The sequence below is a fragment of the Planktothricoides raciborskii GIHE-MW2 genome (genome assembly GCF_040564635.1).
Classification (GTDB): Bacteria; Cyanobacteriota; Cyanobacteriia; order Cyanobacteriales; family Laspinemataceae; genus Planktothricoides; species Planktothricoides raciborskii.
In genome coordinates this window covers 4,817,126-4,843,936 of sequence record NZ_CP159837.1, presented here as the reverse complement: position 1 = coordinate 4,843,936, position 26,811 = coordinate 4,817,126, and the positions used below count along the sequence as shown (strand labels likewise).

The 26,811-nt window shown below is 45.7% G+C and carries 17 protein-coding genes and 1 pseudogene; 14 read left to right on the top strand and 4 right to left on the bottom strand.

Going from position 1 to position 26,811, the window contains the following annotated elements; all coding sequences use genetic code 11:
• Positions 1 to 49: 49 nt before the first annotated feature.
• From ABWT76_RS20830 to ABWT76_RS20815, 4 genes and pseudogenes are all read left to right on the top strand, one after another.
• Entirely contained in the window at positions 50 to 1,414 is a 1,365-nt protein-coding gene (locus tag ABWT76_RS20830; RefSeq protein ID WP_054465745.1) for a protein kinase, read from the top strand.
• A gap of 108 nt (positions 1,415 to 1,522) precedes the next feature.
• Positions 1,523 to 3,202 (top strand): annotated as a pseudogene (locus ABWT76_RS20825) (protein kinase); the annotation flags it as partial.
• Positions 3,187 to 3,396 carry a PT domain-containing protein gene (locus ABWT76_RS20820; protein ID WP_082348808.1) on the top strand — a complete coding sequence of 70 codons (210 nt, stop codon included), beginning with the start codon at positions 3,187 to 3,189 and terminating at the stop codon, positions 3,394 to 3,396. The pseudogene ABWT76_RS20825 and the gene ABWT76_RS20820, both read left to right, overlap by 16 nt.
• 25 nt (positions 3,397 to 3,421) lie before the next feature.
• Positions 3,422 to 7,120 carry an FHA domain-containing protein gene (locus ABWT76_RS20815; protein ID WP_354636428.1) on the top strand — a complete coding sequence of 1,233 codons (3,699 nt, stop codon included), beginning with the start codon at positions 3,422 to 3,424 and terminating at the stop codon, positions 7,118 to 7,120.
• 86 nt (positions 7,121 to 7,206) lie between these two features.
• On the opposite strand, the gene ABWT76_RS20810 is transcribed toward ABWT76_RS20815, so the two are convergent.
• From ABWT76_RS20810 to glgP, 3 genes are all read right to left on the bottom strand, one after another.
• Positions 7,207 to 8,817, bottom strand: a complete 1,611-nt coding sequence (locus ABWT76_RS20810) for a family 10 glycosylhydrolase (RefSeq protein ID WP_231636711.1) — start codon at positions 8,815 to 8,817, stop codon at positions 7,207 to 7,209.
• Between the two features lie 462 nt (positions 8,818 to 9,279).
• Entirely contained in the window at positions 9,280 to 10,791 is a 1,512-nt protein-coding gene (locus ABWT76_RS20805; protein WP_190878541.1) for a hypothetical protein, read from the bottom strand.
• 137 nt (positions 10,792 to 10,928) lie between these two features.
• A complete protein-coding gene (glgP, locus tag ABWT76_RS20800; protein ID WP_354634899.1) occupies positions 10,929 to 13,127 on the bottom strand; it encodes an alpha-glucan family phosphorylase in 2,199 nt (732 codons plus the stop codon).
• A 682-nt stretch (positions 13,128 to 13,809) separates the two neighbouring features.
• Between glgP and ABWT76_RS20795 the strand changes: the two genes are divergently transcribed.
• The 10 genes from ABWT76_RS20795 (at position 13,810) to hpsL (ending at position 25,051) form a co-directional block, all read left to right on the top strand.
• A complete protein-coding gene (locus ABWT76_RS20795) occupies positions 13,810 to 15,138 on the top strand; it encodes a valine--pyruvate transaminase (RefSeq protein ID WP_054465749.1) in 1,329 nt (442 codons plus the stop codon).
• A 76-nt stretch (positions 15,139 to 15,214) separates the two neighbouring features.
• Positions 15,215 to 16,408 carry an AAA family ATPase gene (locus ABWT76_RS20790; protein ID WP_199317358.1) on the top strand — a complete coding sequence of 398 codons (1,194 nt, stop codon included), beginning with the start codon at positions 15,215 to 15,217 and terminating at the stop codon, positions 16,406 to 16,408.
• Positions 16,405 to 17,157: a DUF4276 family protein gene (locus ABWT76_RS20785; RefSeq protein ID WP_190878538.1), complete on the top strand. Its 753-nt coding sequence runs from the start codon at positions 16,405 to 16,407 to the stop codon at positions 17,155 to 17,157. Before ABWT76_RS20790 ends, ABWT76_RS20785 begins: the two co-directional genes overlap by 4 nt.
• Before the next feature lie 50 nt (positions 17,158 to 17,207).
• Entirely contained in the window at positions 17,208 to 17,813 is a 606-nt protein-coding gene (gene rimM / locus ABWT76_RS20780; RefSeq protein WP_054465752.1) for a ribosome maturation factor RimM, read from the top strand.
• Positions 17,814 to 17,848: 35 nt separating this feature from the next.
• The gene (locus ABWT76_RS20775) at positions 17,849 to 17,980 is read left to right on the top strand and encodes a hypothetical protein (RefSeq protein ID WP_277926246.1); all 132 of its coding nucleotides are present in this window, start codon (positions 17,849 to 17,851) and stop codon (positions 17,978 to 17,980) included.
• Positions 17,981 to 18,225: 245 nt separating this feature from the next.
• Complete coding sequence (locus ABWT76_RS20770) at positions 18,226 to 18,519, top strand: hypothetical protein (protein WP_054465753.1); 294 nt, start codon at positions 18,226 to 18,228, stop codon at positions 18,517 to 18,519.
• A 294-nt stretch (positions 18,520 to 18,813) separates the two neighbouring features.
• Positions 18,814 to 20,106: a hypothetical protein gene (locus ABWT76_RS20765; RefSeq protein ID WP_190882890.1), complete on the top strand. Its 1,293-nt coding sequence runs from the start codon at positions 18,814 to 18,816 to the stop codon at positions 20,104 to 20,106.
• Positions 20,107 to 20,153: 47 nt separating this feature from the next.
• Entirely contained in the window at positions 20,154 to 21,233 is a 1,080-nt protein-coding gene (locus ABWT76_RS20760) for a glycosyltransferase family 1 protein (RefSeq protein ID WP_054465755.1), read from the top strand.
• 334 nt (positions 21,234 to 21,567) lie between these two features.
• Positions 21,568 to 23,088, top strand: a complete 1,521-nt coding sequence (glmM, locus tag ABWT76_RS20755) for a phosphoglucosamine mutase (protein WP_082348806.1) — start codon at positions 21,568 to 21,570, stop codon at positions 23,086 to 23,088.
• A gap of 259 nt (positions 23,089 to 23,347) precedes the next feature.
• The gene (gene hpsL / locus ABWT76_RS20750; protein ID WP_054465757.1) at positions 23,348 to 25,051 is read left to right on the top strand and encodes a hormogonium polysaccharide biosynthesis protein HpsL; all 1,704 of its coding nucleotides are present in this window, start codon (positions 23,348 to 23,350) and stop codon (positions 25,049 to 25,051) included.
• A gap of 218 nt (positions 25,052 to 25,269) precedes the next feature.
• Here the strand turns inward: hpsL and glgA are convergent, their stop codons facing one another.
• On the bottom strand, positions 25,270 to 26,691 hold the full coding sequence (gene glgA, locus ABWT76_RS20745) for a glycogen synthase GlgA (RefSeq protein ID WP_354634898.1): 1,422 nt from the start codon (positions 26,689 to 26,691) through the stop codon (positions 25,270 to 25,272).
• Positions 26,692 to 26,811 lie beyond the last annotated feature (120 nt).

Sequence of the window (26,811 nt, the reverse complement as noted above, 5' to 3'; positions counted from 1 at the left end):
GTTAATCGGGAAGCATCTGAGGCTTCTATTACTCATAATCGACAATCCCATGCACGCAAAAGTCATTCTGACCATTAGTCAAGGTCAACTCCAAGGAGAGATATTTGAGTTTGATTCTCGCGCCACTTGTATTATTGGCCGAGCCCAGGAGTGCCACCCAAGAATCCCCGATCGCAGAAGCAACCGGGCAATTTCTCGGTATCACTGCCTGCTGGACATCAACCCACCCGCGATCCGAATCAGAGATTTTGGCAGCAAAAACGGCACCTTCGTCAACGGGGCAAAAATTGGCCAACGGCAACCCCATCAAACTGCTCAACAAGGAGCAAAGCTCAACTTCCCCGAATACGACTTAACCGACGGGGATAAAATCAAAATAGGCAACACAGTTTTCCGAGTCAGCGTAGAAGCCGATGGCGGCCCATCTGCTCCTCTTCCCGATGGCGGCCTATCTCCTCTCTTGTCTGGGGGAAATTTCCCCGCACCAGAACACAACCGCTCCTGTGCCCCTCTTCGAGCAATAAATCTCAGAGATACTGTGGAGCAACTACTCAGCCAAACCGGGAGCGATCGCCCTTCGTGCTGCCAAGGTTACGCAATTCAAACAACTTTGGGCAAAGCAAGCAGTAACAAATATGGGGAAGTACACTTAATTCGTCGCACCAACACCGGAGAAAAATCAGCGCTGAAAATCATGGTGCCACAAGTGGCAGTCAAGGAATCAGCCCAAAACTGGTTTTTGGCAGAAATGGAAAAAAGCAAATTATTGAGGCATCCCAACCTCGTCCGACTGAAAAACTTCTGTTTTGCCAACGGGCTATTTTTCCTAGTTGAAGAGTTCTGTAACGGCGGCAATGTTGAGGAACTGATGGCTCAACGAGGCGGTAAATTACCCCCGAACGAAGCGGTGGCCATTGTTTTACAGGTTTTGGAGGGATTGAGCTATGGGCATAGTGCTGGTTTAGTCCACGGGAATTTAAAACCAAGTGAGTTTTTCTTGACTGATATAGGAGGTATATGTTTTGCCAAACTGGGAGTTTTTGGATTAGATCGGTCTTTTGACTTGGCTGGGTTTAGCGGCCAAAGTCTTACGGGAACTAAAGGGTCAATGCCATTTTTTATGCCTCGGCAGCAAGTTCTCAATTTTAAGTATGCTGAACGATCAGTGGATGTTTGGGCCGCCGCCGCTTGTCTTTATTACATGATTACAGGCACTTATCCTAGGGATTTTACTCATAATAGAGATCCATTTTTGACCGTATTAACTACGGAGGCAGTGGCGATCGCCAAACGTTGCCCCGATATCCCCAGACCTCTGGCAAAAGTTATTGACTGGGCATTGGTAGATAACCCAGAAATTCAGCTTAAGTCTGCGGTTGATTTGAAAAACGCTTTGCTAAAAGCTCATCGTTAGTCTGGTGGCTGGTTGATTGGCTGGTTGATTGGTAGGTTGATTGTTTGTAAAAAGTTGTAGTGGGTTGGTAATGCTTACGTCCGCTATAGTGATAGGTCTGATAGGTCTATGGAAATACAGTTTTCTAATTCTTGGCAAGTAGGCGATGTTCTCCTGGGACTATATGAAGTTCTGGCAGTGCAGACCCAATCTTCTGAGTCTCCTGAGTCTCCTGAGTCTCCTGGTATGGGAACGCGTTATCACGTGAGGCACCTGGGCTGGGATGTCCAACTGATAATGAGCGTTCCTAAACCGAAAGTCTTCCTTGGCGATCGCTCCATCGCCGACCGGGTTAAAGCTTGGGCAGATTTGGCATGGCATCCGCTATTAGTCAATTGCTTCTATGGGCGCTCCTTGCCCCCAAAAAATCTTGAACTCGCCGGTGAAAGCCGTTTCGCCATCTTCACCGAGTTTGTCACTGGCAATACCCTAGATGATGAAATTCGGTCTGGTAGGTTGTACCAAGGAACCAGTAACGCGGTTTTGGCCAGAATTTTAGACATAGCAATAAAATCCGCTTGGGCGCTGGCTTATATCCACCGGAGTGGCGTAATTCATCAAGGGGTTCGTCCAGCAAATCTCCTCCTGTGCCCTGATGGTTTGGTTAAACTAAATGACTTTGTTACTTTCTGGGGACTCGGTGCCTCTGCCCAAAGCGATCCATCCAATAATTTCTGTTTCGATCCCTATTTTTCCCCAGAACAAGTCAAGTCTTTGTCTTTAACCCCAACTGTGGATTGTTGGAGTTGGGGGCTGTTGGTTCTGGAAATGTTCCAAGGAAAACGCACCTGGTCTGCGGGATCCGCCGCTGCCCAAGCTTTGAAGTCTTATCAGGAGTCTGGGGAATTTTCCCCATTTTCCCCAGGTTCGTCTGGTAGGAACACCGACCAAATGCCCAGTTCGCAAACGCCCGGTGAGATGCCCAGTCCGCAAATGCCCAGTGAACTATGCTGGTTGTTGCGCCGCTGTTTCCGCAAGAACCCCACCGATCGCCCCACCTCTGAGGAAATTTCCTCAGAGTTAGAAAAAATCTATCTGCTCTCTACTGGGGTTGCCTATCCCTGTAAACATACCTGTACATATAATTTTGTCAGTTGGGCTAAGGAACGAAATCCCACCTACTATCTGGCATCTCTCAACAATAAAGCATTGTGTTCCCTAGACTTGGGCTTTTTCCCTCGCGCTCTCCAACTGTGGGATAAGGCTCTGGAAATTAACCCCGCTCATTTAGAGTCGGTCTACAATCAGGGCTTGTTTCTCTGGCGCACCGCTCGAATTGATGACGTGACTTTGATAAGTAAGCTGGAAGCTCTCCGGGATTTCTATGATAGTCAACAGGTAGATGATTTGTTGAATCTGGTTAATTTAGAACGCGGCGTAGGGGCAGGCGTAGGAGCGACTACTTCAGGTGAACCTCTACCGCAGCCTTTTTCCTCCCCATCCTCCCCATCCCCCCCATCCTCCCCACCCTCCCCATCCCCCCCATCTTCCTCGCGGGGCTACGGGGGCGAAGGGCTGATGGGACTAATTCGCCAGATTCCTAACCACACCAATTTGATTTCGTCCGTCTGTTTTACCGGCGATGGTCGCTTCTTTCTGTCCACTAGCGATCGCCACACTTTTAAGCTTTGGTCCGTAGCCACCGGCGAATGTCTGCACACTTTCGTCGGTCACACCCAGGAAGTTAAATGCGTCTGCGTTAGCGCTGATGGCAAGTATGCTCTCTCTGCCAGTTGGGATCGCACCATGAGACTTTGGGATGTTATTTCCGGCAACTCACTGAGGATTTTTCCTCACAACCCGCACTTTGGCGAACAGGAAGGCCAACAGGAAGGCCAACAGGAAGGCCAACAGGAAGGCCAACAGGAAGGCCAACAGGAAGGCCAACAGGAAATCTTTACCATAGCTCTCAGTGCCAACGGGGTTTTCGCCCTCTCCAGTAGTGGCGATCGCTTTAGTTTATGGCATATGTCAACCGGCGAATGTCTGCGTAGTTTTGTTGGTCACAAAGGAGATGTCCTTGCTTTAGCCTTAAATAGCAATGCCCCCTCCCATGCCCCCTCTTATGCCCTCTCTGGCAGTCTGGATAAAACCATTAAACTCTGGGAGGTTGATACGGGAATTTGTCGGCAAACTCTCCACGGTCATCAGCGAGAAGTCACCTCCGTATGCTTCAGCAATAATGGTGACTATGCTCTGTCCGGCAGCCGCGATCGCACCCTAAAACTCTGGCAACTTTCTACCGGGGATTGCCTACAAACCATGTTCGGTCACGGGGATGAAGTTACTTCGGTCTGCCTAACCCCTGATGGCAACTACGCTTTGTCCGCCAGTTCCGACCATACCTTGAAACTCTGGCATCTGGAAAACGGACGTTGTTTACGCACCTTTGAAGGTGACAATGGCGCTATTACTTCCCTGTGCTTGAGTCCTGACGGGCAAATAGCCCTCTCAGGCAGCATGGATCATACCCTGAAACTCTGGTATATTCGCCCCCCCCAAACTCCCGCGATCGCGACAAAGCTCCTCTGCACCCCACACCGGGGTAGAGGGGATGAGGGGATAAGAGGCAGAGGGGATGAGGGGCTTTTGCTCGATGGCGGCTCCCCGGCTCGATTGGCGGCTCCTCCGCTCGATGGCGGCTCCCCCGCTCCCCCACACAAGAGCACAAGAGCACAAGAGCACAAGAACACAAGAACACAAGAGCACAAGAGCATCCCTAGACAGTCTAAAAAATACAGGATTTTCCACTTGCCGAAAAAATCATTTGTTGCCGCTGCTGAAGAAATTACCCTGGCAGAACACAGTAGTACTATTGGCCCCGCTGTTCTGAGTGCTGACGGTCGCATCGCCCTTTTTGCTGGAAGTTTAGATAAGTCTTTTGTGGGAATGTTCAGCGTTGATGAGCGTTGCTGTAGCGGCGAATCTACCGACGAAGCACCGAGTAGGGCGGTCGGAGGCGATCGGGAATTCGTCGGTCACAAAGACCAAGTGCGAAGCTTAAGCTTAAGTTCAGATAACTCCACCGCCCTCTCTGGTAGTGCGGATAAAACCGTGAAACTCTGGGAAGTGGCCACGGGCAAATGTCTTTGTACCCTAACCGGCCACCAGGATGCAGTTAATTCCGTAAGCTTTAGTGCCGATGGACTCTATGTTATCTCTGGAAGTAGCGATCGCACTATCAAACTTTGGGATATCGCCACGGGCAAATGTCTCTATACCCTCAAAGGTCACTACGGAGCAGTTAACTGCATATATCCCAGTCCTGACGGTCGCTACCTCCTCTCTGGCAGCGCCGATACAACCCTCAAGGTTTGGGATTTACGTCAGCAAAAATGTCTGCGGACTTTTAAAGGTCATCAAGGCAGCATTACTTCCCTGCAAATCAGCGCCGACGGTGCGATCGCTCTCACCGGCAGCACCGATAAAACCCTCAGACTGTGGCACCTCCATCAGTCAAAGTGCCTGCAAACCCTCATAGGACACACCGCTGAAGTAACTTCTGTTTGCCTAACCCAAGAAGGTCGCTACGCCCTCTCTGCCAGTCAAGACCAAACCGTAAAAGTTTGGCAAGTAGCTAATCGTCAATGTCTGCATACCTTTATGAGAATACCCAGTTCTGGGGGCGACGTTTCCCTAAGTGTTTCCCCCCTAAGTGTTTCTTTAAGTGCAGACGGCCGTTATGCTCTCTGTAGCAGCGCTATGACCCTAAAACTTTGGTCGCTGGACTGGGAACTAGAAAACCGCGACCCAGCACCTTGGGATGAAGCCGCCCGCCCCTACCTAGAAGTGTTTCTAACTTTACACACCCCAGGAACCCATATCCCAGGAACCCATATCCCAGGAACCGAGGTAGGGGAAAATAGTGAGGAAAATTCCTCAGAGGAAATACCCACCTGGACAGAGGCAGATTTTCAACAACTACTCCGCATTCTCTCGTGGAGTGGTTACGGTTGGTTAGAACCAGAAGGGTTGAAAACTCAATTAGAAGCAATGGCCGCTAATTGGCAGTGGTTATCTCCCTTTATCGCTGAAATTTCCTACTCGGAGTTAGAATATGAAGGAACTCAGCTAACTTATTACGCCCCAGAAAGTGTGTCAAAAGAGGAGCCCGCCATCGGCAGAGGAGCAGAGGAACCCGCCGTCGGCAGAGGGACCCGCGGTCGGATGATCGGCCCGCCGTCGGATGAGGGGCTTTTGCTCCCCGGATCCCCGGATCCCCGGATCCCCGGCACCCCCGCTTCCCCGCACCCCACCTACCCTGACGCGATTACTTTAGTAATCGAATCAGGTCCATTGAAAGGACAAAAGTTTCATTTTAATAGTCGCACTACTTGCGTAATTGGTCGGGGTCAAGGCTGTATTCCGCTTCTTCCCAACGACTCCAGTCATCAAACAGTCTCTCGCTATCACTGTTTGTTAGATGTTAACCCACCTTTTTCTATTAGAATTCGCGATTTAAATAGCAAAAATGGCACTTTTGTGAATGGCCAAATTCTGGGTAAAGATATCAAAGATACTGTCGCAGGAAATATCAAGTATGAAATGAAACTGAATGATGGCGATCGCTTTAAACTTGGTTACACATCTTTCGCAGTTTTGATTAATAGTAAACCGTCAAAAGAGAATATTGATCAAAATTTTTTGAATTTAAATTCATCAATAAAAGGCAATTTATTCTTTAATTTGCCCAACGATTCGGCCAATAATTCATCGGGATTACCAATATTACCGACAATTGAAGGCTATACTATTTTGGATGTTTTGGGTCGGGGACGCACCAGTCAAGTACACTCAATTCGTCACAATGAAACCGGGCAAATTATGGCTTTGAAAGTGCTGCAACCTCAGTCCGGGAAGCAGTCCGGGAATCAATGGGAAAAAATCGCCTCCTTCCTGCGGGACTTAGAAAACCTGAAAAAGTTGCGTCACCCCAACATAATCCAACTCATTGACTACGGCTATTGGGGCGGACAGTTTTTCCTAATCCTTGAACATTGCCCTGGGGAAAATGTAATTAAACTGATGCAGCAACAAGGAAAATGTTTATCAGTAGAAAAATCCCTAGAAATTATTTTTCAAGTGCTGGACGGTCTGGATTATGCTCATCATCTGGATGTGCCATTTGGAAAACAAGCGAACGTTTTGAGTGATGGTAAGGGTTTGTTTCATGGAACTTTGAAACCAGCAAACATCTTTTTATCTGGTGTATTATCTGGTGTATTATCTGGTGTATTATCTGGTGTAAAGCCTAATACGCCCCAAGAAGTAAAAATCCGAGTTAAGCTGAGTGATTATGCTTTAGATAAGGCGTTTGATTTGGCAGGTTTGGGGGGTTTAACTATGACGGGAATTAAACCTCGTCAACCGATTTTTATTTGCCGTCAACAAGCTATTGATTTTAGATGCGTACAGGCTGAGTTGGATGTGTGGACAGCAGCAGCTTGCTTATATTTTATGCTGACTGGTCGTTTTGTTCGCAATTTTGTTGGCGAAAATCCTTGGTTGACGGTGCTACAAACAGAACCAGTGCCAATTGGCGATCGCCACCCAGGTATCCCCAAGGCTTTGGCAGAGTTGGTGGATTTGGCTTTAGGCGATCGAGGGCATATTTATTTTAAAAAGGCGGCGGCATTTAAACAGGCTTTAGAATCAGTATATCCGTAGGGGCGAAGCATTCCCGTAAAAAATTTACGCTTCTAACCATAAATTATCGGCGGGAATGCTTCGCCCCTACATTAAGCTGTAACCAGTTAATTAGAATTACAAAACTTGCGATCGCGCTCGGACTCAGGCTCCTGCCACGCATAAGCAAAATGGCTGACCGAATCAATTCGATTACCCAATCGACGATAGATATCATCCATTTGCGCCTCTAAACTGGGACGATCCTTAATCGACTTACCCCAGTCTCCCGCTAAAGCGGGAATAATTCTCGTTTGCGGGGACGCCATCGACACCACGCGCTGGATTTCATCCACAATACATTGAGTTTTCCCACAATTAGCATAAGCCATCGGATGGAACTCCATACTGGCAGGAAATCTATCCCACGGCTGCAACCGAGAATCATAACCCCGCTCTCCCACAGGGCGATTTCCTCCTGGGAAAAACACCGCCCCGGCAGGTAAACCTTGCGCCTCTATCGGCTCGATCGCTAAAGCTACAAAATCCAAAATTCCCTGCACCGCATGGGCTACACTCAGATACCACAATTCCCATTGCAACTGGGATTGAAGCTGTTCTGGGGTAGCCACGGTTTTGGTGGCAACGACCGAACGCCCTTGCCACAAGGGTTCGCCTTCACCGGAATACAACTGGTTAACATCAGCAATATCCTGGGTTGTCACCGTACCATTAGCAACAAACCGGCGAATCAACTCCCTGCCTTTCTGATTCAATGCCCTTTGATAAAGAGTTTCTCGGGAAGCTTGAGAATAAATCCAAAGTTGCTGTACATTGCTGACCACGGACGCGGATCCGACACCTCGCAAGTAACGCACATAGTCAAACAACATTCCATCGGGCTGGCGATCGAGAACTTCTGAAATCATTAAGGCGTAATCCTGCCTAGCTTGGGGGCTATAAGGATCGATAAAGACATGACTCTCCTGAGACTCTGCCTGACTATGAAGTCCTAATTCCTGGCTGATATTCATGGTGTGTTGACCCTGACCATTCATAGCTAGGGCAGACTGTCGCATAGGGTCTTGGGCATAAGTGTGGCCAAAATTCATAGTGAAGTGCCAAGCGTAAACTTTCAGTCCCCGCTGGCGGCCTTTTTTAATCACTTCTGCCAGGAGGTCTAGGTTTTCTAATCCAGGAGTTCTAATCGCCGAAGGCCAAGGAGTAGGATTGTCAGATACGGGCAGCAAGACTTGACCATCATAGAAGGTTTCTACATATACCTGGTTATATCCTTTATTGACGATTCGATCCAAAAGAGCGTCGAGGTTTCCGGGTCTGGCATCACAGGGATATAACCGCAACCAAATTGCTTGATTTTTCGGCCAGTTCTGATTACGACAAGTGTTCAGCCGTTCTGCTTGTGTTTGTAAGAGGGCATCATATTCCTGCTGGGCTTGGCTGTCCCCGGCAACTGCTGCCTGCCGCAGGTCATTTTTCTTTGCCACTTCGTCTGCGGACAGTTGGCAGGTGGGACGCATTACCCCTTGGGCTTGCTGCGAGGGTAGGGCGGTGGTGATGATGGCAGTTAAGAACGCCAGGCCCAGGGAGGAAGCTATTTTCAGCCCGGGAAAAGGCCGTGAACTCGCGGGGGGTTTTTTGGTTGATTTTCCCGTTAGCGATCGTGGGAACAACATGAAACAATCAGACATATAGTGAGTGGTGTTAGAGGAGGACATAGAGAGATAATTTACTTCTTCCCTGCTCTGGAAAACTTAGCAGGAAAAAAATAAGCGTTTAACTTGACTATTTTTTCTGCTTTAGGTTCACCAAAAGCAAAACACCTTAAAGGGCATTTTTAGCATACCGCGATTCAAGCGATATGTTTACGATCCGGGATTCAAATTTTTAAATCATATGAACAGCTTTTTAAATTATCAGAACAGCAATAAGTTTTTTTTATTTTTTAGTTCTGAATTTATTTTAGGTCAGTTTTGGGGCGTTTCCTTGGTTGCTAAATTTTTTCAGCACCAAAAAATCCGCAGATATCGATATCTTCTATAACCGTTTCTATAACTTACTATAAGTTTCTATAAGTTTCTAGAACTTACTCTAATTTACTGCATCAGATTTACTTAGTAAATCTCCATATCCCCAGAGGTTTGCGCGAGTTAGTGAAACTATTCTGTTTCTAAGGGTTTTTAAGGTTTACTTAAATATTTATAAACGCTCGAAAAAGTCCCAAAACCCATTGCCAGACTCAAGATAACGCTGGCGAAAAATGGATGGACGGATAGATTGATTAATGGTATAATTAAAGCTCGATCCGGGACGATGATATAGAGAAGACTGGCAGCGATGATTCCTGCCATTCCTAACCCAGCGGCTAAGGCTTGCAGTTGAGTTTCTAAACGCCTTCGTCGTTGCAATTGAGCTAATTCTATTAAGCCCCGCATAGAGGAAATAGTTTGATCTAACAAGAATTGTCCGGGTTTAAACTTGTTGACATGACTTTGGAGCTTTTTTTGACAAATTTCAGCATCTTTTTGGATAAATCGGGACAAAAATTTCACCGATGATTCATCTTTAATTCCTAATGAATCGATCCGCTGCAACGTTTGTTGATATCGATCGCGGCTGAAGGCGATCGCTTCCTGTAAAGTTTCTAAATCTCTTAATAATTCGGCATAGCCTAAAGCCAATTGGGGAAAGTTGCCGAATTGATTCCACAAACACTCTAAAACCTGATTTGAGCATCCATTTTTGTCAAAGCCAATCCTTTCCATTTGTGAAATATGATTATGAATATTATGATAAGCTTCAGCAATTAAATCATGCTTTTTTTCGCTTTCGACAGCCACTGCTACGATCTGATGGCTATAAAAAAATAACTGAAAAAATTCTCTTTGACATTTTTGATAAACTTGTTCGATTTGCCTCTCGACTAAAAACCAAATTAAGATATGGGGAATCGTGGTGACATTAGCAGTGAGACCATATTCAAAAACTGGAGAACCTAGCAGTCTACCTTCCCCTTTAAATGACGGTTTGATTTCAATGGCAGTCAAAAGCTCACTTAAAACGAGATCGCTCAAGGATTTTAAATATTTCTGGTCAGTTTTGGCTTGCAACTTTTGTTCGGGAGTCAATAAACTCGTAACCAACAAAGTTTGGCCGATAAAATTCTCTAAATTACCCTCAGTATTATCCTCAGTATTATTCTCATGTTTCCGGTCAATAATTAACGGATAGTTTTGGCTGAATTCCCGGAAAATTTCTATGGGCACTTCTAGTAACTTTCCCGAACCTGCTTCCCGTTCAGGAATATGCAGATTAAACCACAACCCATAACTTTGATCGATTTCTTGATAGTTAGCATATCCCCAGACCGGATAGTCTTTTTCCCGGATTTTAATCTTGTGAGCAAAGCGAGACTGACTCTTTTGGGGAGTCATCTCATAGAAAAACCTCAGCATATTTGGGTTTTCCTGTGTTGTTTCTGACGTATTCTGGGGCGTTTCTGGCGGTGATTTTAATACGCCACTTGCTCTGGCGCCTACGGAACCCGACGGCGCACCGCAGTGGCTTTGGTTTAACAATTTTTCACCATGTTGATAAATCTGCTGTGTTTCTACGGGCTTGCCCTCATTTTTTAACTCAAACCCATAAAAATATAAACTAGGAGCATATATGCGATCACCACTCATAATCATATCAACTATATCCCACCTCAACACTCTTACATAAAACCAGGAAAGAGGAGAGAGGAAAGAGAATTCTCTATTCTCTATTCTCTATTCTCTCTCCTCTATTCTCTCTTCTTGATCGCCGCCCTTACAGATAGACCAGTTTATGCCAAAACGCTGGCTCGAATTGACTCTACATTAGTTGCGATACCCGGTGCATAGACTTTAGCCACATAATCGGCAATCATGCGATCGGTGTTAAATAATGGGCCGTTGGTTTTGATGGAGGCTTTCATCATCTGAATCCAGCCATGAGGAATGCCGTTGGCATCTCGGTCATAGTACAACGGGACAATTTCCTCTTCTAATAACTTGTAGAGGGCTTCGGAGTCGATTTTATCCTGGAGTTCTTGGTCGGTGGTATGGGCATCTTCCCCGATCGCCCACCCATTAATTCCCTTGCCATCGGGGCCTGCTTGGTAGCCTTCACACCACCAACCATCGAGGACGCTACAGTTAATCCCCCCGTTGAAGCAGACTTTTTGGCCGCTGGTGCCCGATGCTTCCAGGGGACGACGGGGGGTATTCAGCCACACATCCACCCCTTGCACCAATTTCCGGGCGGTGTACATATCGTAATCGGGGATAATCACCACGCGATCGCGCAATTGTTCGTGGTTGCGAGACCAATCAAACAACCGTTGCAAAATCCGCTTGCCTTCTTCATCAGCGGGATGGGCTTTCCCGGCAAAGATTAGCTGCACTGGGCGATCGGGGTTGCCCAAAATTGCCAGCGATCGCTCGATATCTCGTAGCAACAGATAACCGCGCTTATAGGTACTAAATCGACGGGCAAAACCAATGGTCAACACATTTGGATCGAGCATTCGGTCTATGGCATCAATCCAAAACTGATCTTCACCCCGTTCTTTGCGGGCTTGCTTGAGTTTAGCCCGCGTATGGGCAATCAAGTAATCTTTCAGCATCAGGTGCCGCCACCAGAGTTCTTGATCGGGAATTTGCTCCACATTCGCCCACATTTGCGGATCGGCAATTTTACTTGACCAGTCTTGACCCAGGTATTCTGTATAAAGGTCATCTAGCAGAGGCGCCGTCCAAGTGCGAGCATGAACCCCATTGGTAATATGGCCAATAGGCACCTGATCCACGGAACCCTGGGGATAGAGAATATGCCACATTTTCCGAGAAACCTCCCCATGCAGGGCTGAGACGCCATTGGCAGTACGACACATCCGCAATGCCAGCACCGTCATGCCGAAAGGTTCCCAGGGATCGTCCAGGCGACGGGCGCCCAAGGCCATAAACTGATCTTCCGATAAACCTAATTTTGTCCAATAACGGGAAAAATAGGACTCAATTAGGTCACGAGAAAACACATCATGGCCAGCAGGAACTGGGGTATGGGTGGTAAACACACAGCGATCGCGCACCGTCGCTTCCACTTCATAGAAAGACTTACCCGTTTTCAGCATTTCTTGCCGCGCTGCTTCCAAAGTGCAAAACGCCGCATGGCCTTCATTCAAATGACAAATAGCAGGCTCAATTCCCACAGCTTTTAAAGCTTGGAAACCCCCAATTCCCAGGATAAATTCTTGAGCAATGCGGGTTTCTGCATTCCCACCATACAAATGGCCGGTCAGCCAACGGTCAACCAAATCATTATCTTCGCGGTCAGTATCTAATAAATAGAGATTGACTCGTCCCACCTGGGCTCGCCAAATTTGAATTTTCACCAGACGTTGACGAATTTCCACTTCAACGGTTATGGGGTGTCCTTGTGAGTTGACCATCAACTCCAGAGGCATAAGTTCAAAATTGTTATCCACATAATAATCTTCTTGCCAGCCATGACGGTTGATGCGTTGCCGGAAATAGCCCTGGCGATACATCAAACCCACCGCTACCAGGGGCACCCCTAAATCCGAGGCGGATTTTAGATGGTCTCCGGCTAATATGCCCAAGCCTCCAGAGTAAATGGGCAGGGATTCATGGATGCCAAATTCCGCGCAAAAGTAAGCCACGGGACTGGTGGGTGAAATTTGCGGAGCCACGCGAGATGCCCAGGTATCCGCCTCACTCATGTAACGCTGAAATTGCTTGAAGACGGACGTGACTCGTTTGATATAAATCGGATCGTTGGCAAGCTGACTCAAGCGCACTTGGTCAGCAAATCGTAACAAGGCAACCGGATTATGATTACACTTTTGCCATGTTTCTGGATCGATGTTCCGAAATAGGGAAATGCGCTCTGGAGTCCAACTCCACCAATAGTTATAGGCAATTTCCGCTAAAGGTTTGAGGGTAATTGGTAACTTTGCTTTGAGTTTTTCGACAGCTTTCATGGATTCATCACCTTGATTAGCAATCCTGAGTTTCAGGAAATTTATTGTTGCGTTTTTTGGCAGATTTTTGCCCTGTTGTAGACCAGATTATATCGTCTTTTGTGCTAGGTGAGGCGGTGAAAGTGAATCGTTATATCTAATTTTTAGGGCATTTTAATCAAGAAAAGATTTTTTGTTGAAATTATGTGAATTTAATGGTTAATTACCCGGTTTAAATATTTAAAAATCCTGACATAGAGATTTTGGCATCTATATGATTGGTGGAAATAGACTGAAGACCCTTTAAGTTCGGCCTAATATCTTAACACAAGGATTGTGGTCAAACTGATGGTGCAGTCAAGGGGCGGGTGAAGCGATCGCGCTTAGGGGCGAATCCCATTAATCGCACCTTTTAATGGCAGCTTTTCTCGGCGCTAACCGGAAACTTCAGCCCCACAACATACAGTTTAAATAAAAAAGTTAAAAATTCTTAATCTACTGTATTCCTTAAAATATAATAGAAAATTAACCGAGTCAGGCACTCGATAAAGACCCGGAGGTGGAAAAGAGAACCATGTTTTTCTGGTTGACTTTTATGGGCTGCTCCCTGAAACCCCCGATCGGGTCGAGGCTTGAACCGTTCTGAGTCCCGTAGTTACAATACAAAAATAAACTTCTTTTGTCCTTTATATCTTTAAGTCCTATGAATCCTGCCCTGAGTAAAATTGGCGCCCAAATGTCCCACTTAACTGGAGTGCGGGCAATCATGAAAGATATCGTAGAAACGCTCCGTGCTGGGAAGGGGCAGGAATTTATTAATCTCAGCGCTGGCAACCCGGTGATTTTGCCGGAAGTTGAGCAACTATGGCGCGATTGTACTGCCGATTTGTTGGCTAGTCACGCCACTTGCTCTACTTGGGGAGACCCCAAGACCGCAGTGGCTTCGGAATATGGGGAGGTGGTTTGTCGCTACGGCGCCAGCCAAGGATATCAGCCGTTTATCGAAGCCGTCCGGGATGATTTTAACCGCCGCTATGGGTTGAACCTGTCCAACAACAATATTTTAATTACTCCGGGCAGTCAGTCGATTTATTTTTATGCGGCGAATGCGTTTGGGGGCTATACCGCTGATGGCAGTCAACTGAAAAAAATTGTCCTGCCCTTGAGTCCTGACTATACGGGATATGGCGGGGTGACGTTGGTGCCAGAGGCTTTGATCGCCTATAAACCCACTTTGGATATTGATGAAAAAGCCAATCGGTTTAAGTACCGTCCCGATTTTAGTCAGCTTGCGATTGATGAAAATACCGGCTGCGTGATTTTTTCCCGTCCTTGTAATCCCACGGGAAATGTGCTGACTCAGGAGGAAGTGGAAAAAATTGCAGCCCTGGCAGCGCCATATAATGTGCCGGTGTTGGTGGATTCTGCTTATGCTCCCCCATACCCAGCTTTGAATTTTACCGATATGACCCCAATTATGGGTGAGAATATCATCCACTGTATTAGTTTATCTAAGGCGGGATTACCGGGAGAACGGATTGGGATTGCGATCGGCGATCCGGAGATGATTCAAGTGCTGGAATGTTTCCAGACGAATATGTGTATTCACTCCCCCCGCTACGGTCAGGCGATCGCGGCTCGGGCGATCGCCTCTGGTACACTAGCGGATATTGCCGAAACCGTAATTCGCCCTCATTACCAGCAAAAATTCACCGTCGTCGAAAATACCCTAGATCAAGCCATGCCTAAAGATTTGCCTTGGTGTCTCCACCGTGGAGAAGGGGCGATCTTTTCCTGGTTATGGTTGCCAGAGTTACCCATGACCGATTGGGAATTCTATCAAGAACTGAAAAAAGTCGGCGTGATTGTGGTGCCTGGTAGTTCATTCTTCCCTGGTTTGCGCGAAGATTGGCCCCATACTCAACAATGTATTCGGATTAGTTTAACCGCCACCGATGAAGAACTCACCACCGGGATGCAGCGATTAGCCAAAGTTGCGGCAGAAGTTCATCAAAAGGTATTGGTTAGTTAAAAGGGAGGGTGGGCATTGCCCACCCGATAAATCACTACAAAATTACCTCTCATTTGTTGGCAGTAAAAAAATATTGATGATGTCTAATCAATTAGATTGTATTGAAATTAATAATTTTCGCTCCCTGGTCAACCTGCGGATTAAAACCAATTGTCTGAATCTTTTTTTTGGACCAAATGGCTCAGGAAAATCTAGTTTATTGGATACAATCTGGTTTATCCGCGACTGTGCCATCCGAGGGGTGGATTTAGCTTCTGCCGATAGAGATCATGGGATTGGTTTGCTCTGGGATGGGTCCGAAAATTACGAGAATATTGCAATCGCGATCGAGACAGAATCCAGTAAGTATCAAGTGTTATTTGGGTATTCTGCCGGTAGAATCGAACCTTTTGTGGGGGAAAAACTATATTCTAAAGAAAAAAATCTCTGTTTAATTAATAGAGAAATCGGCAGTAACCAGGCTGAATTTTATCAATTTAGTAGTGGTAAATTAGTTTCAAAAATTTTAAAAAAACCGGAAAAACTCGCTTTAACAAGTTATGTAGCGTTTGAAGAAAGCGATCCGGCTGCCGCTGATGTAGATAACTTGCTTCGCAACGTGCGTTTTTATCATTCCCGATCAGCTTCCTTATATAAAATTAAAAGATTCGGTTCTGAATCAGATTATGGAGAAAGATTACAAGAGCGGGGAGATAACTTGTGGTCGGTGTTGAGAAACTTACACGATCTCCGGGAAATTGACGAGCGCTACAATACAATTGTCCAGTTTATGAAAGAAAGTTTTCCATCATTTAATGGAATGTTTATTAAGCAAACTGGGCCGCGATCTGTTTATGGAAACTTTGTAGAAAAAAAACGTCGGCAGCCAATATTTGCATCAGGAGTTTCTGATGGTCATATTCAGATGCTACTGAATCTTACTGCTTTATTTTCCGAAGGTGACAACCGCACTATAATTTTATTTGATGAGCCAGAAATATCTCTGCATCCCTGGGCATTAGCGGTTTTTGCTAAAGCGGTAAAGTTGGCTACTGAACAGTGGCATAAGCAGGTTTTTATTGCCACACATTCCCCCGTCCTCATTAGTCAATTTGAAGCAGAGAATATCTTAACTGCGGAGGTTGACGAATTGGGTCGGACAATCATAAAACGGGTCAATGAAATAGAAGATATTCAAGATTTGCTCGCAGATTATGATACGGGTTCACTGTATATGGCTGAAATGGTTGCGGCTCAAAGTAAGCCTCGGTTTCAGGAGTCCCGGAAATGACCAGTCAATCAACCACCCCCGCTCAACCTTATCGCTATGTTAAGTTCGGATTAATCTTTACTGGAGAAACGGAAGAAATCTACTTGCCAAAGTTATTCAAAACGTTGATGGATCTAGGTAGTTGTTCTTTTGAAGTTATCCGGCGAATACCACAGCTAGATCCGAGAACGGATCGGAAGCAAAAGCTAACAGTTACGGGAGTTCAAGACAAAAAAATCCCCAGCAAAGATGAAAAGGAAATTACATGGCCTGCGAAGCAATATCTGAATCAATCAAACACCTATGCGATCGTGGTGGACGACCTAGAACATAGTCGCAAGTCTCAAGGACAAGCGGTTTTTGATCTATACCGAAATGCCCTGGATATATTACCACCAGACCAAAAATATCGTGCTTCGGTTCATTTTTTGGTGAATATGCTGGAAGCTTACTATTTTGCTGATGCTCAGGCTATTAATGCGGTGTTGGGAACGTCTTTAACAGATTATCAGGGAGATGTCGAAACGATCCGCAATCCCAAAGGTGATTTAAAACAACGATATCCGGGTTTTGACGAAAAAAAAGATGGGGGTAAAATTTTACAGAAGCTTGATTTAGAAAAAGTTTTGTCCAATCCTGACACCTGTGCATCTTTGAGGACGCTATTTGCCTGGTGTTTAAAGTGCTTGGGTCAACCATCGACCAAGGAATATCAGTTTCTCAATGGAAAATTGAGCGAAATCACCCGATCGCAATTAGAAAACAGTTAAAAAATATTAAATCCACAATAATCCCTGGTTTTTTGTGTATGTCTGAATCGATGTCTGAATGGATTGAAATTGGTAAAATTGTCGCCCCCCAAGGACTGCGGGGGGAAATGCGCGTTTATCCGAGTACGGATTTTCCCGATCGCTTTCTGGAACCGGGGCAACGGTGGCTATTGTCTCCTGGTGACAGGGAACCTCAGCCCGTTGAGTTGTTGGACGGTCGCTATCTGTCTAATAAAAGCTTATATATAGTGCAGTTGGCTGGGGTGGAGACGGTGGAAGAGGCGGAGGCATTGCGCGGTAGTCTGCTGCTGGTGCCGGAAAGCGATCGCCCCCTTTTAGAAGAAGGTGAATATCATGTCCGTGATTTGATTAATTTACCCGTTTTCCTTCAGGAAACAGGCGAACTCGTGGGGACGGTGGTGGATATGATTTCTGCCGGTCACGATGTTTTGGTGGTGGCGGCTGAGTCAAAATCCCTATCCGCTAATTTGAGCGAGGATGATTTGGGGTCGGGCAAAAAGCAAAAGGCAAAAAAGCCCAAAAAACCTCAGTTATTGATTCCTTTTGTGATGGAAATTGTCCCCGTGGTAGACCTCGAATTGGGGCGAATTGAGATTACCCCACCCCCCGGTTTGCTGGATGTAAATAATTATTAAGATTAGTGGCAAATTATTGGCAAAAATCATGTTTTATGCAGTTGTGTAGGGGGGCTAGTTTAGGAATACAGAAACCGGGTTTCTGGCTAAAATTTGCGGCGTTGCTGCATGATTTTAGTCAAGAAACCCCGTTTCTCTGGGCTACGGGCGGATCTTTTTTTCGGTAGAATCCTGAACGCAAAAGCCGTTAATTTGTCTAAAATAATTTAAGATTATTTTAATAATTTACAATAATTTACAAACTGGTTTAATCATCGGATATTCGGTGATAGAAATCACCAAATAAGCATTGTTAAATCACAGGAATTCTGTGCGGGCGATCGCACAAGAAAGGCAAGCAAGACTTCATACTGATTAAGATAAGCGTAAAAGGCTTTTTTCTGAATGGTTCACTTTTACCTCGGTTTTGACCATGAAAAGTTTTCAGCCCACCCACAAACTCATCGCTCCAGCGGGAGAAGAAATCCCCGTGCTGTTAGTTCCAGAAATTTTAACGGTTAGTTATCTAGTAATAACGAAAATTGAATATGAGGAGGGAACTGCTCCCTTTTATCGCTGGCATCCGTTACAAGGTGTCACCTATAATGGCATCAAATTAGAGGGATTAAAAGTTTTACCTTTAGAGTCGGCTTTTGGCAAAAAAGCTGAATTAACTGATTATGAATCTAACAGAAATCATCCCGGCGATCTGGTGATGGTTTTGTGAAGAAAGATTAGACCAATACCCCAAACTTCTCAGGATGGGATAGAAGGGATGTGCCGATCGCGCTGGCAATAGCCTATTTCTGAATTTACCTAACTCCCTACCTGACCTGGGTGCTTAATTGATTCGTGATTTATCGGGCAATAATATTATTTCTAAATTATTTAGAAAATATTTATAAATTTTTTCCCCCGTGTTATAATCAGCGAGTCAGAGCTAACCAAGCGGCAAAAAATAATCAATTGAGAGCCTATAAAAATGAAAGCATTTTTCTCTTCAAAACTAATGATGGGTTCTATGTCAATTCTTTTGGCAACGGGGCAAGTCGGTGGGTGCAGCGATCGCCAAGAAACCAAAACCGAAACTAGGCCACCCGCTACGGAAATCAGCACCCAAATTAGAGGAATTCCCCTGTCTTGTTATGTCCAGGTGGGGCCAAAAGGGATTCATCCATCGATTACCAGTAGTACCGTAGAATTGGAGAATTTCCAATCGGCACAATGGGCAGAAATTGCTCTGGAATATGCCAAGGTCGGGGATTTTGCCCAGGCGATCACTCTGACGGAAAAAATGGGCGATTATTTACAGAAAAATCAGACGTTGGTAGAACTCGCGGGTCAGCTTGCTGCTGGGGGAAACTATGAACAAGCTAAACAGCTTGTGGCAACTATTAAAGAATATGAAACTTATCGGGCGAAAGGGTTAGCCAGAATTGGCCAGTATTATGCGATCTCCGGGAATAATTCAGCGGCAAATCTTATGTTTTCTGAGGCGATCGCCTTTGCCAAAACTCTGGATGCAGAATCGATTCAACCAATGGCTTTGGCCGAAATTGCTATTGAATATGCGGCAGCAGGAAAAGAACAGGAAGCGATGCAGCTTGTGGCCGAAATTCAGGATGAAAATAGCAAAGCAATGGCTTTAGCGGGAATGGCGACGGCATGGGCAAAAGCCCAGCAATTGAGCAAAGCTTTACAAGTTGCTCAAAGTATTCAAGATGACTATTATAAAGCTCAGGCATTGACTGATATTGCCAAAAAAGTTACAGTAGATCAACTTCCGCCCATTGTCGAGAATATTAATCGGATTACCGATGAAACTAATAAAATCGCCGCCTTAGCAGAAGTTGTGATGCTGTATATTCGGGCAGGGCAATTTGACCAAGCGGCAGAGTTAACTAAGACTTTGTTGGGCAATGATTGGTTGTTGCCAGGAATTATTGCGGAATACGCCAAAACCGGCCAAATTAATCCCATTACTACTTTAACCAATTCTATCGAAAATGAATATTGGCAAAATCGGGCTTTGATTTCTATGGTGAGTGGCTATGCCGCGATGGGGGATTTTGCCAAAGCTTTGGATTTGGCCAATGGGATTGCTTCCGCAGATACTAAAAGTAGTGCTTTGATGGCGATCGCCCAAGCATTAGCCGAGAGAAAAGAATATCGTCAATCTCTAGAATTATTTGAAAATATCGCCGCTAGTACGGAAAATGAGGCGATTGATTATGATATTGAGAGTTATTTTTTCCCATTAGTAAAATGTGCGATCGCGACAGGGTTGCGGAGCAATATCACTCAGTCAAGGTAATGGTTTTAATTGGGAAAATCAATGTTCTTATGCGTTCAAAATGAGTGATGATTAAAAATCAGAAGTTATTGATAAATTTATCTTTTATGATTCCCAAAGCCACGGGAATTACCACTTATGCCAAAAATATTATTCCCTATTTAAGGGAGTTAAATCCTACTTTGTTAGTATCCCAAACAATTCGGGGCTATGACTGCTATCAAGTGCCGCATAATTTAACCCCTGATTATGGCAAAAAAGGACATTTATCCCGGATTCTCTGGACTCAATTAAATTTACCAAAAATTTACCAAAATTTAAACGCCAGTTTATTATTTTCCCCGGTCACAGAAGCGCCGTTATTTTCCCATTGTCGGTGGGTGGTGATGGTGCATGATTTTATTCCCTTGAGGTTTCCCAATTGGCGATCGCCCCTCACCTATTACCACCGTTATTATATTCCGTTGGTACTCCAGCAAGCAGTGCATATTGTTTGTAATTCCCAAGCCACCGCCAAAGATATTATTAAATATTGCCAGATTTCTCCAGAAAAAATTACCCCGATTTCTTTGGGGTATGATGCGGAACATTTTCGGTTTCTGGATTTACAAACTAAAAATTATTTCCTTTATATTGGTCGTTGCGATCCGTATAAAAATCTGCATCGTTTAATCCAAGCTTTTGCTAATTTGCCATATCGTTATGATTATGAATTATGGTTAGCAGGAACACCAGATCATCGCTATACTCCCCAGCTAAAAGCACAGGTAAAAGAGTTGGGTTTAACTCAGCAAGTGAAATTTTTAGAATATGTGCCTTTTGCCCAATTGCCTATATTAATTAATCAGGCGATCGCCCTAGTGTTTCCCAGTCTTTGGGAAGGCTTTGGTCTGCCAATTCTGGAAGCAATGGCTTGTGGGACTCCGGCGATCGCGTCTAATCTTTCTTCCTTACCGGAAGTGGTGGGCAATGCTGGTTTGTTAATAAATCCTGACCATACGGCAGAAATCACGGAGGCGATGAATCTTGTGGCAACAGATACAAAATTGCGTAGTCAGTTACGAGAACTTAGTTTAAATCGGGCGACTGAATTTAGTTGGGCAAAAACTGGGGCAGCAACCGCCAAGGTTTTGCAGCAATATATATAGATGGAAAAAACCGGAATTATTTCATGTAGGGGTTAACGGTTGTTGACCCCTAGACTTAGATCGGCATTTCCCAGAAACCCGATTTCTCTGTCCAAATTGGCAAATTGGCAACTCTAGAAGCGTTGAATAAGTCAAAATTAGGGTATTTAAATTTAAATCAGACTGGAGAAACCCGATTTTTTCTGAAAGATCCAGGGTGTTGCTCGGAAGTTGCCAGTTCTCAGGTTTATGACTTCGCTTTTCCGGATCGGCAATTTACCGATGGATTATGTAGAAGCGGAGATGAAAATGTTATTCTCCACATTGTGTGTGTTTGTGTGGAGTGGAAAAAATTATGGTGACATCAAAAATTTGGAATCAAGGTTCTAGAGATGCAACCGCGAATTTATCGTTAGTGCCGCCAATAAGTGAGGCGATCGCTACCCCCTTGGAACTCCATGAGGTTCTCCAGAGAGGGAAAGCACTGGATTTACCGAACAGTCCTCTATTTGGCACTGATGGCATTCGTGGTAAAGTTGGCGATTTTCTCACGGCAGAATTAGCCTTGCACGCGGGATTTTGGGCTGGGCAAGTGTTGAAGTCTTTGTCAACAGTCAACCAAAACTCCCCTAGGCCGATTATTTTAGGCCAAGATTCGAGAAATTCTAGCGATATGTTGGCAATGGCCCTATCTGCCGGTTTGACTTCTGCTGGACTGGATGTTTGGAATTTGGGCTTATGTCCGACTCCTTGTGTGGCTTATCTGACCAGTATTTCTAAGGCGATCGGCGGGGTGATGATTTCTGCCAGCCATAATCCACCAGGGGATAATGGGATTAAGTTTTTTGGTTTGGATGGGACAAAGCTTTCCGGGGCTGTTCAAGCCCAAATTGAAGCGGGAATCAGAGGTCAGTCCCATTTATCTGCCTTAAACCATGATTGGGGACATCATTACTATCGCCCAGAATTGGTTGAGGATTATGTTGCGTCGTTGCAGCGTTCTCTCGGACATAGTGACGAGTTACAGCCGTTACTTGGATTGCGGATTGTTTTGGATTTAGCTTGGGGTGCCGCGTCTCAATTGGCCCCGGCTGTGTTTGAGGCGATGGGAGCCCTGGTAATTGCCTTACATGATCGGCCCGATGGCGATCGCATTAATGTGAATTGTGGTTCTACCCATTTGCGACAGTTAGAAACGGCGGTGAAAGACTATGGTGCCGATATGGGTTTTGCCTTTGATGGGGATGCCGATCGCTCCCTGGCCGTGGATAATCAGGGGCGCCCCATCGATGGCGACTACATTCTCTACCTGTGGGGTAAAAAACTCCGGGAAATGGGCAAACTTCCCGGTGATACCATTGTCGCCACAGTGATGTCGAACTTAGGGTTTGAGCGAGCTTGGGAAAAACTTGGTGGTAAGCTGGTTCGCACGAACGTGGGCGATCAATATGTCCATGCGGAAATGCAGCGATCGGGTGCTAAGTTGGGCGGCGAGCAGTCCGGCCATATTATTTGCCCTGACTACAGTATTACCGGCGATGGTTTGATGACTGCATTACAGATTGCCATTTTGGTGAAAGAAAGTGGCCGGTCTTTGGCGGAATTACGGGATGAGAGTTTCCAAACCTATCCCCAATTGTTACGCAATGTCCGGGTGGAAGACCGCGATCGCCGTCTCACTTGGCAAGAATGCGCCCCAGTCCAAGAAGCGATCGCCGAAGCAGAAAAAGCAATGGGCGATCGGGGTCGGGTATTAGTCCGCGCTTCCGGTACGGAACCCCTGATCCGCGTCATGGTAGAAGCCGCCACCGAGGAAATGGCCGAATATTGGACAGAACATCTGGTGCAAGTAGTGCAGACCTACTTAGCGGCATAAGGAAGAAGCGGGGGCTCGCCGTCGGCGAAGGGGCGGGTGCGGAGGGGCGGAGGGGCGGAGGGGCGGAGGGGCAGAGGAGAGAGTGAATAGTGAATAGTGAATAGTGAATAGTGATATTTCTTTTGTACGGGCGTCCTTGCGAAGCCCATGCCGTCAGGCTATATGGCCAGAAAGCCCCTACGACTTTTCACTTCTCCCCCGCTCCCTAAAGATCCCCCAAGCGATGGCCATTTCTGAATAAATTAAAGAATTGCCTCTGATGGTAAAATCTGCAAAAAAATCTCAAAAAAAATCTAAAAAAAAGAATAAATCGGCAAGCGAAGAATTGGCACAAGTTGGTACTCCAATTCTGAGCAAAAAAGAACTGACTATCCAAAAGAAAAAAGCCCAAAAATATCTTAAAGAAGCCATATCCGCGATCGCTACTTATGGAGCCATAGGGTTGCTGGTTGGCATTGGGCTATTTTTCGCTGCCGGAGCGAAACTTGCCATTGCTGGAGGGGGTGGCATTGCGGTCTTAGGTCTTTGCTATAAATATCCCCGACAAGGGTTATGGGCATTTATGATTTATATGCCCTTTTCCGGCACAATTACTTACTGGATCGGTGGAGGTAGTCCGATATTTCAATTGGCGAAAGATGGGTTTTTTATTCCAGCAGCGATCGCTCTGGCACTGATCTGCAACAAAAAAAAGTTACCCCTGATGATCGCCAAAGAATGGATGCCCAGCTTCAGTATTTTACTCGGAGTCACCTTACTCACTTTATTATTTGTCAACGGTTCTTTACAAATGACCCCACCTCCACCGAATTATTCGGGGCCTTATAAACCCTTTTTACAAGGAATTCTTGGGTTAAAAGTATTAATCGGATATGTGCCATTAATTCCCTGTGCCTATTACCTAATTCGGCATAAAAAAGATTTACTATTCTGTGGTCGGCTACACGCAGTTCTGGCGATTATTTGTTGTGGCTTGGGTCTGCTGCAATATTTTTTACTATATTCAGGAAAATGTGGGGGCACCAGGGGCTTAGTGGGAGATGACTTGTTTAAAGCCACTTTAGATGCCAAATGTCTGGTGGGAGGGTCTTTAGTTTTTAGTCCCGAAGTGGGAATGGTGCGTTTACCGGGCACCTTTGTTGCTCCCTGGCAATGGGCTTGGTTCTTAATTAGCAATGCGGTGTTTAGTTTTGCCCCAGCCTTTAATGAAACCTCCAGATTTTGGCGAATTGTTGGTTTATTTTCTATGGCATTAGTCTTTGTCAATGCGGTAATTTCTGGACAAAGAATTGCCTTAGCTTTGGTGCCCGCTTTAACGGTAATTCTCTTACTGCTAACCGGACAAGTTGCCAACTTTAAACGATTTGTTCCCATTGCCGTAGGTTTGGCATTAGTTCTCGTGATTGGGGCAGCATCAAATCCCGCAATTGTTGAAGAGAGAGTGAATAGTTTTGTCAGTCGCTGGCAAGCTTCTCCGCCCCAAGAATTTATTGTTAATCAATTCCATGAAAGTCATAAGTTTCTGAAAGGGAGTATTTTGGGTAAAGGGGTGGGCAAGGCTACCAATTCTACGCGGGTATTTGGGGATGCCCAATTAATCGAAACATTTTATCCCAAGTTACTCTATGAACTGGGTTATCCAGGGATGTTTGCTTTCCTGGCAACGGCGTTACATTTGACTTTTATTACCTTCAAGGCTTACCGTTCGGTGAAAGATAAACATTTACGCGGTTATGGGGCGAGTTTTTGGGTCTTTATTTTGTTTATTACGGTGAATACTTATTACTACCCTTTGGATGTGGATCCAGTGGCGGTTTATTATTGGTTTCTCGCGGGGGTGATTTTGAAATTACCGGACATTGAACGCCAGGAAGAAGAGAAAAAACTCGCTGCCGAATTAACTCCCGAAGAAGTGAAAAAACGACAGCGAAAAATGCAACATTTATATGTGGAACCGATTTAAATATTGACAATTACCCCAAAGAAGAAGAGAGGATAGAGGAGAGAGGATAGAGGATATAGGAGAGAGGATAGAGGATAGAGGAGAGAGGATAGAGGATAGAGGATAGAGGATAGAGTCTCTATGCATCTCTTTTCTATGCATCTCTTTTCTATGCATCTCTTTTCTCTTTTCTATGCATCTCTTTTCTCTTTTCATTGTTAATTGTCAATTGTTAATTGCTAGGTGGTCGGGGGTTCTGGATCTGGTGGTTCTTCGGTGATGCCATAGATGGAGTTGTACATCCGCACATATTCTTTGGCGGATTTTGTCCAACTAAAGTCTTCACGCATTCCCCGTTGTTGGAGTTTTTGCCACTCGTCTTTGTAACGGAAACCTTCGTAGGCTCGCACCATACAGGTGAATAGGTCTAAGGGTTCATAGCGATCGAAGCAGAAACCCGTCCCAGATCCTTCACTGGTGGAATCCCCAGGGATATTGAACGAAACCGTATCCACTAAACCGCCAGTCCGACGCACGATGGGGACGCAGCCGTAGCGCATGGCCAGCATTTGGCTGATGCCGCAAGGTTCAAATCGACTGGGCATTAAGAAGGCGTCGGAGCCAGCATAAATGCGCCGCGCTAGGTTGTCGTTATATAGCAAGTAGGTGGCCATGCGACCGGGATAACGGGTGGCGAGTTGCCACATCGCGGTTTCATAGTAGCGATCGCCCGTACCTAGTAAGACGAATTGGGCGTCGGTATAGGCCATAAAGCGATCGAGGATTTGTAAAGCCAAATCAATCCCTTTCTGTTCGACCAAGCGAGTCACCATGCCAATTAAAAAGGCACCCTTGTTTACTTCTAGACCGACTTCTTCTTGCAAGGCCACCTTATTGGCTTGACGTTTCTCAATGGTTTCGGCAGTGAAAGTCTGTTTCAGACTCACATCCGTGGCTGGATCGTAACTTTCCGTATCAATTCCATTGAGAATGCCCCAGCTTTTCTCACTGATAAAAGAGAGCAATCCCTCAATTTTTTCCCCATATTCAGGGGTACGGATTTGTGCGGCGTAGGTGGGAGACACGGTGTTGACGCGATCGGCAAACTGCACCGCCGCAGCCATAGTGTTATGGCCTTGCATATACCAAGGACACCAGGTAATTTTCTCTAAGTACCAGCGCCACGGCCCTTGATAGGCCAAGTTATGAATAGTGAAAACCGTGGTGATATCCGGGGACTGGTTCATCCAAACGGGAATCATGCCGGTGTGCCAGTCGTGGCAATGGATGATGTCCGGTTTCCAATAGTTCCAGGCAAATTCAGCGGCACCATTGGCAAATAGGGTGAACCGCCAGTCTTCGTCTTCGCCGGAGTAAATCCGCCGAGGCCAGAAACTGGGATGACCAAACAAATAGAGTGGTACATCGGTTCCCGGAAACACGGTTTCATAAACCGCGAAGTTTTCAAACATGGCATATCCCCACCAAATCGGATCTTTGGGGACTTCCACTTTATCGGGCATAAATCCGTAGTAGGGCATGAATACTCGGACATCATGGCCCATGCGTCGGAGGTATTTTGGGAGGGCGCCGACAACATCACCCATCCCACCAACTTTGGCCAGGGGTGCCGCTTCTGCGGCCACAAATAATATTCGCATCTGGGTTTTTGCTTTCCCTGAAATGGTTAGCTAGGGTAATCATACTCGTTGGGGATCGCTGATGAATCAGATTTCAGCGCGATCGCCCAAAATTCTTTTTGCTGACTTAGTTTGCTGACT